The 10,271-nt window shown below is 34.1% G+C and carries 17 protein-coding genes; all 17 read right to left on the bottom strand.

Going from position 1 to position 10,271, the window contains the following annotated elements; translation table 11 throughout:
- Nucleotides 1-138 precede the first annotated feature (138 nt).
- Nucleotides 139-264, bottom strand: a complete 126-nt coding sequence (locus F6K22_RS18870; protein ID WP_293101067.1) for a hypothetical protein — start codon at nt 262-264, stop codon at nt 139-141.
- A 194-nt stretch (nt 265-458) separates the two neighbouring features.
- On the bottom strand, nt 459-626 hold the full coding sequence (locus F6K22_RS18865; RefSeq protein WP_293101064.1) for a hypothetical protein: 168 nt from the start codon (nt 624-626) through the stop codon (nt 459-461).
- 44 nt (nt 627-670) lie between these two features.
- The gene (locus F6K22_RS18860; protein WP_293101061.1) at nt 671-1,537 is read right to left on the bottom strand and encodes a hypothetical protein; all 867 of its coding nucleotides are present in this window, start codon (nt 1,535-1,537) and stop codon (nt 671-673) included.
- 32 nt (nt 1,538-1,569) lie between these two features.
- Nucleotides 1,570-2,106: a hypothetical protein gene (locus F6K22_RS18855; protein WP_293101058.1), complete on the bottom strand. Its 537-nt coding sequence runs from the start codon at nt 2,104-2,106 to the stop codon at nt 1,570-1,572.
- Nucleotides 2,107-2,120: 14 nt separating this feature from the next.
- The gene (locus tag F6K22_RS18850; RefSeq protein WP_293101055.1) at nt 2,121-3,062 is read right to left on the bottom strand and encodes a zonular occludens toxin domain-containing protein; all 942 of its coding nucleotides are present in this window, start codon (nt 3,060-3,062) and stop codon (nt 2,121-2,123) included.
- Complete coding sequence (locus F6K22_RS18845; RefSeq protein ID WP_293101052.1) at nt 3,062-3,433, bottom strand: hypothetical protein; 372 nt, start codon at nt 3,431-3,433, stop codon at nt 3,062-3,064. The genes F6K22_RS18850 and F6K22_RS18845 overlap by 1 nt, the downstream gene beginning before the upstream one ends.
- Nucleotides 3,414-3,800, bottom strand: coding sequence for a hypothetical protein (locus tag F6K22_RS18840; RefSeq protein WP_293101049.1), 387 nt, complete (start codon nt 3,798-3,800; stop codon nt 3,414-3,416). The genes F6K22_RS18845 and F6K22_RS18840 overlap by 20 nt, the downstream gene beginning before the upstream one ends.
- Nucleotides 3,801-3,858: 58 nt before the next feature.
- Nucleotides 3,859-4,158: a hypothetical protein gene (locus F6K22_RS18835; RefSeq protein WP_293101046.1), complete on the bottom strand. Its 300-nt coding sequence runs from the start codon at nt 4,156-4,158 to the stop codon at nt 3,859-3,861.
- A gap of 35 nt (nt 4,159-4,193) precedes the next feature.
- Nucleotides 4,194-4,349, bottom strand: a complete 156-nt coding sequence (locus F6K22_RS18830; RefSeq protein WP_293101044.1) for a hypothetical protein — start codon at nt 4,347-4,349, stop codon at nt 4,194-4,196.
- Between the two features lie 184 nt (nt 4,350-4,533).
- Nucleotides 4,534-4,803 (bottom strand): hypothetical protein, encoded by a 270-nt coding sequence (locus F6K22_RS18825; protein ID WP_293101041.1) that lies wholly within the window; start codon nt 4,801-4,803, stop codon nt 4,534-4,536.
- Nucleotides 4,800-5,012 (bottom strand): hypothetical protein, encoded by a 213-nt coding sequence (locus F6K22_RS18820; RefSeq protein ID WP_293101038.1) that lies wholly within the window; start codon nt 5,010-5,012, stop codon nt 4,800-4,802. The genes F6K22_RS18825 and F6K22_RS18820 overlap by 4 nt, the downstream gene beginning before the upstream one ends.
- 556 nt (nt 5,013-5,568) lie before the next feature.
- Complete coding sequence (locus F6K22_RS18815) at nt 5,569-5,808, bottom strand: hypothetical protein (protein WP_293101035.1); 240 nt, start codon at nt 5,806-5,808, stop codon at nt 5,569-5,571.
- The gene (locus F6K22_RS18810) at nt 5,808-6,239 is read right to left on the bottom strand and encodes a hypothetical protein (protein ID WP_293101032.1); all 432 of its coding nucleotides are present in this window, start codon (nt 6,237-6,239) and stop codon (nt 5,808-5,810) included. Before F6K22_RS18810 ends, F6K22_RS18815 begins: the two co-directional genes overlap by 1 nt.
- A 34-nt stretch (nt 6,240-6,273) precedes the next feature.
- Nucleotides 6,274-7,146: a protein rep gene (locus tag F6K22_RS18805; RefSeq protein ID WP_293101029.1), complete on the bottom strand. Its 873-nt coding sequence runs from the start codon at nt 7,144-7,146 to the stop codon at nt 6,274-6,276.
- 88 nt (nt 7,147-7,234) lie between these two features.
- Nucleotides 7,235-7,501 (bottom strand): hypothetical protein, encoded by a 267-nt coding sequence (locus F6K22_RS18800; RefSeq protein ID WP_293101026.1) that lies wholly within the window; start codon nt 7,499-7,501, stop codon nt 7,235-7,237.
- A 126-nt stretch (nt 7,502-7,627) separates the two neighbouring features.
- Nucleotides 7,628-7,858: a helix-turn-helix transcriptional regulator gene (locus F6K22_RS42240; protein WP_363273882.1), complete on the bottom strand. Its 231-nt coding sequence runs from the start codon at nt 7,856-7,858 to the stop codon at nt 7,628-7,630.
- A 252-nt stretch (nt 7,859-8,110) separates the two neighbouring features.
- A complete protein-coding gene (locus F6K22_RS18795; protein ID WP_293101023.1) occupies nt 8,111-10,120 on the bottom strand; it encodes a hypothetical protein in 2,010 nt (669 codons plus the stop codon).
- Nucleotides 10,121-10,271: the final 151 nt, after the last annotated feature.

Here is a 10,271-nt window from a genome sequence, read left to right as displayed (position 1 = left end):
GTGATTTCAAAAATATCATACCACTGCCCCTTCGGGGGTAAATTAATTTAAGAAGCTTAATAAAATGCGCTAGAAGAGAAAAAAGCCCCGAGCGCATTATTATAAACTTTAGTATAAAATATTTATTCCAAAAAAGTATTAAATAGACTCATTAACATTTTCATCTTCATCATTGTCATGTTCATCGTCATAATCTTCATCCTCGTCAAATAGCTGTTGAAGATAAATATTATTAGGTGGAGAAGATGAGTAATAACTTTTCACCCAACTAAATAGTGATTGCAACAGATAAACCCTAGAGCGCACATTCAGTACCGCTGCGCTGTAACATGACTACAAACACGAGCTTAAATCAATGTATAAACAAATAAACTGGGAAAAAATAGTCGCTCGGTTTGTACCGCTGCGCTGCCATGTTACTACTGAATGTGCTTAGAACAAAGTTGGATGATTGATAACTATAATTCAAAAATCACAACGTTAACTTCTGAAGATTGAGAATATTTAACAGTAACATAATGAGAAAATTTGTTAAATCGTACATCAAGAACCAAATATTCAGGCTGAAAATATTCACGATACATTTGAAACAACTTTCTACGAGCAAAAAAAAGGTCGAAAAGCATAATTAATTCCATAGATTTTTAATATAATTATAGTATATAAAAAACTAAAAGTCAACATCAAATTCAAAGTTTTTTTGTTGCTTAAATTGATTAATAACGAAAAACCACCCAAATAAAATGACAACGCTATTATACCAAAAAAGCTGTACAAATACGAATGATAATAATATTTTTGTAGGAACAATTTCATAGTATGAAAATATCAAGAATGACCACCACAAAGGCAAAGCCCAACTACCAGAAATAACTCGAAAATCAACGAAAGCATTGTGAAATTTAACAGTATTAATATGACTAATTGCACCATCAATGCCAACTGCTTGAGAAGGTAAGTTTTTCCATTGAACTAATCTATCAGTAGTAATTGCATTCCAAAATCCATGATTGCCAAAATCAATAATATAGTGATAGCGATGATAAGATTCGACTGATATCACAGATATCACCAAAAAGAATATTAGTGTTCGCAAAAAAGGTGAGCGTAGTGAAGAAATGATTGCAAATGCTATCACTGCAACAGCAGAACGAGAATGACAAGTGATTGCGGAAAAAAGAAGTAAAAGTGATTGCAAAGGTGAAAAGATGAATGCAGAAGGAGCGAGGAAAGCATTGGCTAGTTCTTGTCTGTGTTCACCACCATAACCAAACAGTAAGATAATAGCAAGTGATAGCACACCAAACCTGAAACCGACAGCAGGAAGTGATAGTGGTAAAAGTGATATCAAAATAAAATCGATGAGACCACCACCGATTGTGGGATGACCTAAAAAGGAAAAGAGAAAATTGTCTGATTGCAAGTTGGAATAAAAAAGGGCTGAAATTAATACAGCCCAGACAAAGTATCCATGAAATGAAATTTTAGATTTAAGGATAATGATTGCAAGTATCATTGTGCGCAAAGGTGCAATCATTGGTGATATGACAAAGAGAAATATTAGTATATTCATTGATTACAGTTGAGTTTTAAAGTTCCAGTCTGAAAAGGTAAGGCATTAATTTTAAGTTTGACATTAGAACAAGTAGAATTATCAGAGTTATCAGAATTATCGTTATCAGAATTATCAAAGTTATCAATACCACAGTAAGAATTATCAACTATAGTGTGTTGAGCAGGAAGATAATAATAATCAGTAGAACATGATAAAGTTTCTTGATGAGCAAAATTAAGAGTACCAATATAAAAACAACCATCATGCTGATAACGTGTGCCAGTTTTTCCAACAACAGTATAAGTACGGTAATAAGTACCTTCAGGGCAGTAATTATAATTAAAATTGCGAGAAATTCTAAGATAATAATCAGTACGAAGACAATAACCAAATGTATTAACAGAATAACGAGTTTTATAAAGAAAAGAACGGTCAGGAATATTATCACAGGATTGTCCTCTAGGAGGAATATCATCATTAGGAAAAGCTGGTAAAATTTTAATTAAAAATGTAGGAAAGAGAGACAAAATAAAAAATTTTAATAGTTTCATTTGTTTAAAATTAATTAAGAACAAGCAAAAATATCAGTGATATCAGAATCGATTTTATTCCTAATAAAAGGAAGAGGGAGAGAGGATATAGGGAAACATTCAGCTGACAATTCTTTAATTTGTCTATCATAATCTTCATTATAAATATCCTGGAATTGTTGATTGGAATAGTAATTAATTTTCCTAGGATTATATCCAGAAAGATTTGGGAAATTAGAAATTATAGGTTTATCGCCAATCTTTTTAGAAAAAGATTTATATACTCTAAATAAAAGTAAATCAGAATCATTAAAAGGAATGAATTTCCTAAAAAATGCACCACGGAATCGATGCATATTCAAATTTAATCCAGAAATACGAGGAGCTTTATTATCTAAATATTCATAAGATTTATTAATATACACATAGTATATTTTCATTAGGATTTTACCAGCACCTTGAAGCTCAAGAGAAGGTTTTAATAATGAAGAGCATTCTATTACATAATTAGATTGATTTCTTAAAACTTTGTCAACATGAGAATAGTGTTGAGAAATCCACCAAAGTCTAACATTGAAATGGCGAAGCATTGCTAAATCTGCTTGCCATTTATCAGATATTTTTTGCCAGTTTCTACTACTACAAAATATACCAGCCTCGTCAAGTACAAATATTCTTTGATTACCGAGGATGAAAGAGGTTAAATCAGTTTCACCTTTATCATTAACAAGTGAGCGAACATGGATATTTCCTAATCTTAAATGCCTAATTACATTATGATAACCCATATAGTAGCAGTAATGATAGAGAGCAGTAGCATCTATATCAAAATTAAAGGTGATTGCGTAGTTGAAATAATTTGCTTGCTCAAGGACTAAATGTAGAGCTATCAATGATTTTCCACTACCACGAGGAGGAGACTGGTGAGCAGAAACAACGCCAAATATTTCACCTGTGAGCAAAAAGGGATTACGCATCAGAATCGACCAGGAAGAGATTTGAAAACTTTCCAGGCTGCAACTAGAAGAAGAACATTTCTGATATTATTAATAGTTTGAATAATGATTCCCTTACCCAAAAAGGGGATATCAGATATCATCTGATTAGCCAAAGTGGAAAGCCAGAGAGAGTAAGGAGTTGATGGCAACCAACGAGTAAGTTTTACCTGTAGTGAACAAACCCAAATCCCGTAACTATCAGCATCACCGTAACCTTCAGGATAATCATTTGGATCATTATCAGGAAGCCAAGAACCGCCACCACTAGCAATAGCTTTATTAGCTAGGAAAAATTTAATCAGGATGATTGCAAATATAAATATAAATTTCTTAGAGATGAAATACCGCATATACCATCATTGATAGTAAAAAGGCCGGACTGACAATGTCAGTATAAAGATCCAAAACCCAGCAAAGTTCGTGAGAGTAGCCAAAAAATTCTATATTAGGACATTGAGATGATGAAGATGAATATGAACCATTATAGAGAAAATCCATAGGAAAGAATGCCCAAAAGATATCCTCAGTGCAATATTGAATCTCATATTCATCATCTTCATGGAATCGAGGTCCGGTATTAATTTCAAGTTCTAAAGTTGCACCATCACCACCATCACCACCAAAATCACCAGCATCACCTCCACTAGCAAAAGCAGGATTGAAAAAGATAAGGGAAAGTAAAAACGCAATAATAAAAATTTTTAAAAACTCTTTCATAGTAGGTGTCTAGTAGGGTGTCTAGTAGTTAGTAGACAGACTACTAGACAGTAAAGTATTACACGTTTTGAAGAATAATACGACGGAAAATCTGGAAGGCAGCAGAAATTCCGCCAGAACCAACTAAGATGGTAGTGAAGCCAGCAACAACTCCCTCAAGACTAGCAGCAACAGCAGTAATTTTAGCAATTTCAGCGTCAACAGAAAGTTGAGCTTTAGCAGGTAGGGTAAAAGTCAGAGGAATAGAAGCAGAAAGCAATACAACAGGAAGAGCTTTTTTAATTTTACTGAGCATGATATTATGAACAATTAGGTTAAGTTTGTAATTGAATAAATCAATTACAGATGCTAAAAGCATCTATTAGCATTTATATAAAAATGCTAATAGTGCTATTACTTTGAGGAGAAAAGGCGAACTACTAAGAAAATAGCGCCAAGATATGAAAGATACTTGGCAGAAGCTTCTAATCCCCACTCCACAGCTTCCTGAAAATAAGCAACTATTGCTTGAGAGTCAAAAGCAGTAAAAGCAAAAATGAAATGAGTCACCGCAAACACTCCTTAGTAAATTTAGAATGAATTACAGGAATAAGTTCCTGTCTAATTGTAGTAATGACGATATCTGAAGTAATAATGAACATAACGGGATTAAGTAAAAGGAGAAAGGTAAAAAAAGCATTTTGAGTAAGAGAAAGTAAAAATTCTTTATAAGTCAAGGTTTTTAGACGAGTTTTTATTTGAAAATCCATTTGAACAAAACTCCAAAGGCAGATATAGTCAAAAAAACAATAACATCACCTGAATGTGATTGCAGAGGAAAGTAAACAAAATCGTCAACGGTTCCAGCATAAGGGATTGAAGACTTAGAAGCTCCAGCAGTATCAATCAAAATACAGTCGAGTTGCTGAGATGCTGAAACGTCACCAATTTCAGAAGAAAGGTCAGGGAATTGGTAGTTGGTGTCACAAGGACAGCCAGGATAAAAAGTGGTAGAGCAAGTCATCTTTTAATTAAAAGGTGTAGTGCAAAAATTGCAGCGAGAGCAGCAAACCACTTCTTAATTTCTGGAGAAATCCTATCAATAACCTCAACTGAGATAAATTGCTCAGGAGTATAAGGCATATCAAAAGTTAAATCAAAGGATAATGCTTTATTTGCTGGCAGGACGATTAACAAACTTATTAGCAAGCTTTTTACTAGAAGGTTTTTCATCTTTTTTCAAAAATACTTTCTCAATTAGGATTAGTAAAGCACTAAATCCTATAATAGAAAAACAAACTGTGAAATACATATTTTCTCCTAATTAGTAATTGCTGAGTGCAAGCAAAATGAATATTTTATAGGCGATGCCAAAGATAAAAAGAACGGTAACAATGGGGAAAAAAGCTTCTATCATGGCATCACCAATCTGAATAACTTCAGTAAGGGTAAAAGTTAAAGTTGCAAAAGTAAAAGTTATTATAACCTCCTTGTAGGAATCATGTGGTAAAAGGTGGAAAGGACAAAAACATAGAGAAGAAAGGAAGATAACCTAACTAAAAATGAAACAAGTTCAGCAGAATATTCAGAAGAATTAGTAGGAAAAGGTGATGAATCAGGATTATAAATTAAAGCCAAACAAGATTCAGAATCAGTAACAAAACTAAAAGGGTCAGAACCAGAAAAAGAACAAATAGAAGTAGAACCACGAAAATGAAACAAAGAATTATCAGAATATCTAATATGAAAACTAGATACAGAAGAAAAATCAGGAACAGTAAAACTAGCGTTAGCGGATTCTGATAAGCTTGATATCAGTATCAGGAACGTCATTAAAAAAATTATCAAGATGTTGACAATGTTCTTGAAGGAGAGATTCATCAATTTTTTCACGAACATCACGACCCAAATCTTTGACAAATTGACTGTTGTGAGATACTTTGAAGTAATTCATTAAGCGGTCTAAAAGTATTGCAGATGCTACAATTGAGCGCTTTGTAGGATAAGAAAGTTGTGAAATTTTAGTCATTATTTAGCCCCCGCAGATGATGAAACTTTCTCTTTAGTCAAAGCATTGCCACTTTTGATAAAATCATGGAAAGAGGTTTGCAACCACTTAATAGAAGAGCTGCCAGTACCAGGAGCAGCTTGAGGAGAGAAAGAATAATTAAGCTCACCATAGTCACCCATCTGAATATCATCAAGAACACGATATTTATCGCAAGCAAGATACTCAACAGGAACCTTAAACCTCAAATGACCATCATAGCTAGCACGCTTGGGAGCAGGCATTTTTTTAATAGCAACATCAGGAGGAATTGATATTTCAGAAGAAGGAATAAATTCTGAACCCATAAAGTAAATCATGGTATAAGTATTATCTTTGTCGTTTTCTTTTCTCAAAAACAAAAAAGTACCAGAACTTTCAATTTCAGTGATTTGTCCTTGTTTTGCACTCATAATTATTGATTATTGATTATTGATTGTTGATGGTTTATGAAAAAATGCAGTATTGTTTGGCAGATTGATTAAAATCAAATCTGATTAAATTATTGCTGATTCCATAAGCATGATTATCATTAATATCAGCTTCATGAATCATATCAGGGTCATGCTCAAGAAATTGAAAATATTTCCTGAGTATGCCACCAGTAGAGTAAATTTTAGTTCCCGAAACTTGTAGACCGAATTCAGAAAGCCATCTATAATCTTTCTTGAAATCAGATGGTTTCAATTCGTACTTAAGAACTTCAAGCAATCCCTTTTCATCGTCTGATGATACAGCTTGGATATTAATGAGAGGTTTATAATCTGACCTCAAGGATTGCTGCCATAAAGAACGCCATTCCTCAAATCTAAGATAAAATTCATCAAAGTATTCTGGAGAAACTGCCAAAAGATAATGATAATGGGGATGACAGTATCTTTTTGATGAGTAGGTGCATTCAAATTTCCTAATCCTTCCCTGAAAAGTATCACCAAGGCGATATGAAAGAAGGCGGAAAAACCGCTTAATGGAAGGGCGCAAAAGACGAACAATAACATTTTTGAGATTGACAACGGGAACATTTTTAATTGTCAATGTCAGAAATAAATACCTAAGATGAGGATGTTCAGAGGTAAGCAAAGGCCAGATTTGCAAACATTTCGCTTTCCACATTGCAGATTTACGAGCTGAACAGATAGGGCAAAGGCGAACTTTACAAAAGGCAGATTCTCTCAATTTGAAGCCACTATTATTATCGCGGAACCAGAGTGAAGGGGAGCATCTATAAATGCGGTCACTCCAGTTTTTAAGTCTAGGATGAGAAAATTGTTGGTATCCAAGTTGAAGTAATTCTGCTACTTTCAGTGAATCTGATTTCAAGGAAGAAAACCTGATATCAGAATATTTATCAGAAAATTCTGAAAGAAAGGGAGAGTATCCCAAAAAGCTACTACCAGGAAAATCTGGGTTAAACGATATCTTCATCAGATTCAGATTCAGTAGCAGATGCAAGCTTCAAACGTGAAGAAACAGGAGGAGGTGAAGGAGGAAGTGACAACAAATCGTCAACTTCAAAAAAGTTGACATCAATAGTATCGATATCAGAATAGAAGTCAGAGGAATTCAAATCATCAATATACATCTGATGATATAAAATCTTTGTAGCCTGAATATCCCTATCCTTTAAGCTTTTAGCAGCTTTGAGAACGTGAGCAGGAGGCTGTCGCTTATCCATATTCAATTGATTTAATTCAATAAATCAATGATTACAAATAAATTTGGAAAAGGCAAGAGTTTTGGAAAAAATGACCTGATATCAGGTCATAGTAATATTACTAATGGTGATATTAAGTAAATAAAATTACGTAGAAGAAAGGTAAAAAGAATTAACAAAAACAGCAGCTAATTCACAACGATTACTAAAATTGTACTTCTTAATAATTCGCTTAATCAGTGTAGGAACATATGAATTTGAAAGATGAAGATAAGAAGAAATTTGAGAATCAGTAAAGCCAGAAGCAATAAGTAAAACTACAGAAGCTTCCTTTTCTGTAAAATTTACAGTTTTAAGTTGCAGATTATTTGATAGCATGATTAAACCTCTAAGTGCATTTTAGGGGTATGGGGGCTTGTCCCCCAAATATTAAGTTTTTATTAAAGCACCCTTAAAGCCATAATACAAGGGAAAAATATTGAATTTGCTCAAAAAACAAGCTCAAAGCATTGATATATATAGATTGTGCATAAAACATCTTATTATCAAGTAAAGTAGTGAGCGCCGGGGGCGGGGGTGCAGCGGCTCCCCCATCCCCATCGACGCTCTACTCACTAATACTAGAATCCATTAGGGGAGAGGTTTTGAGATAGCAGTAGTGTCAATAATCCTTATTTTGCGAGCAGAATCAGCAATAGGAATTTTAATAGTCTCAAAAAAGCCACTTGAACCCCTTGGAACAAGGAGTAAATCAGAAGAGGTATTATTGCGCATTAAGACACAATAGCCAAAACAATCAAGCCACAAAGGATTAGTTGAAAGCAAGTGAAAGTGATAGCTGATTTTTGAGTCAAAGTAAAAAACTCGATATTTTTCAACAGGGGTACCATCAGCGTAACAAGGCCAATTAGTAGGGGTGCAATCAGAATTACTTTTAGTAGGACGATTACTGGGTGAGCGTTCGGGATTACTTTTGGTAGGAGGATTAGTGGGTGAGCAATCGTCACTACCGATGGTATCAAAAATAATTGGCCAACCATCATCATCGAGAGGGACATTTTCTGGCCATGAAGTTTTTTGAAATCGCGCGGAAAATGGTAATTGTTTTTCTTTTTCAGATAAAAGTTTCTCAGGGGGTGGAAAAGTATCTGAGTTGATTAAATTTGTTTTTTCTTTTTCTTTTTCTGTTTGTAAGTTTTCTAGATTTTGATTTTGTAATTCTGATTTTGATTCTTGATTTAAGTTTTGCTCAGGCTCTGGCAGATTAATTTTATTTATTTCTAATTCATTTTCATTTTCTAATTTTATTTTTTTCTTGCATATATCAAAACTATCATTAGAGGGGGGGGGGGTAGGTAACGGTTGCTGAGACTGGGATTGAGCATTTTGAGGATTTTGGGCTGGTGATGAGAAATCAGGCTGAGATGTAGATGTAGAAACCGTTACCCACTGATTGAGCATGAATTCCCACAAATGTCGATATTTATATAAACTCCTATTTGAAAATCCTTTTTCAAATAAAGTAATGGACTTATCATTAATTGCTCGGAACAGACTATTTGTAGAGTCAAAGAAACAGCCTGAAAGATGATGAAGTGTTTCTGTAAGTCGAGATAAAACTGACTCTTGCTGTTGTAAATTATTCCAATTTATTTGTTTCGTAGCATCATCAAAAGTTAATTTTTCATCTCTAGTCCTATCATTTCCATATTGCCAATGATAGCCCTGTTTTTGCATCCAAATTAGCCAATCTGTACAGCGTTTTCTAATATCATGTTGATGTCTACAAAACTGTTGATAGCCAGGCATTTTTCGGGCAGTATCGACCATCCAGCAGAGTTTTCTGTCAAAATTCCAGTCAGTAAATACAATTACTTTTTGAGCAAGTTTATATAATATTCCATTTGTCTGATGAAAAGCTGTCCAACCCTTTTGTATGACCTTTTGTATATCGCTTTTCCACTTAGTAAGTACAGTAGATATTTTGGCAGGAGCACTTTTATAATGTTTCTTTGTAGTAGATAATTTTTCTTTTATTAAGTCTAAGTCTTGGTTTTCAGCACACCACTGCCAAGCATCTATAAAGTCTTGGAGATTATCTGAATAAGGAGAGTAATCTTCATCTAATAAAAAGCTACCTTTTTGAAGTGGTAATCGATGGCCGTTATACTGAGAAAATTGCTTAGGATTATCAGTAACTACATAGGTTTTAGGATTAGGAAATATTTCTAAATGACTTTTTTTAAGTGGAAATCCAGCACCTCTTAAGGTATTAGCTAAAAGGCAAGCTAATTTAAAGGTGGGGAGATTTTCTGTAAAGGTGAAATAGATATGAATGCCACCTGAGTAAGAAGATTGGATAGGAATGTATCGGGTAAATCCTATATTTTCTAGGCAGGCTAGGAGTTCGGAGAGGCGATCGGAAGTGGAAGGGTGATAAGGGGAGTCCTTATCTATATCAAGAAGGCAGTATTTGGTGGATTTGCCGAATCTTACGCCGACAAACTCATCTTCGGATTCCCAAAGGGAAGTTAGTAGGGAATCGGTTAGGTAATACGAGCAGGTTGTCCACTTATCAGATTTTCTGATAAATGAGTGTCGGTGCGGGAATAGTTGTGGTAAAGTTGGAGTATAATTCAAGTGGAAATGATGTTTTGATTTGTAGTGATTTCAAAAATATCATACCACTGCCCCTTCGGGGGTAAATTAATTTAAGAAGCTTAATAAAATGCGCTAGAAGAGAAAAAAGCCCCGAGCGCATTATTATAAACTTTAGTATAAAATATTTATT

Origin of the sequence: Okeania sp. SIO2F4 (genome assembly GCF_010672385.1) — a bacterium.
Taxonomy (GTDB): Bacteria; Cyanobacteriota; Cyanobacteriia; order Cyanobacteriales; family Microcoleaceae; genus Trichodesmium.
The sequence above is the reverse complement of the archived record's forward strand: the minus strand, read 5'-3'. Positions and strand labels throughout refer to the sequence as shown.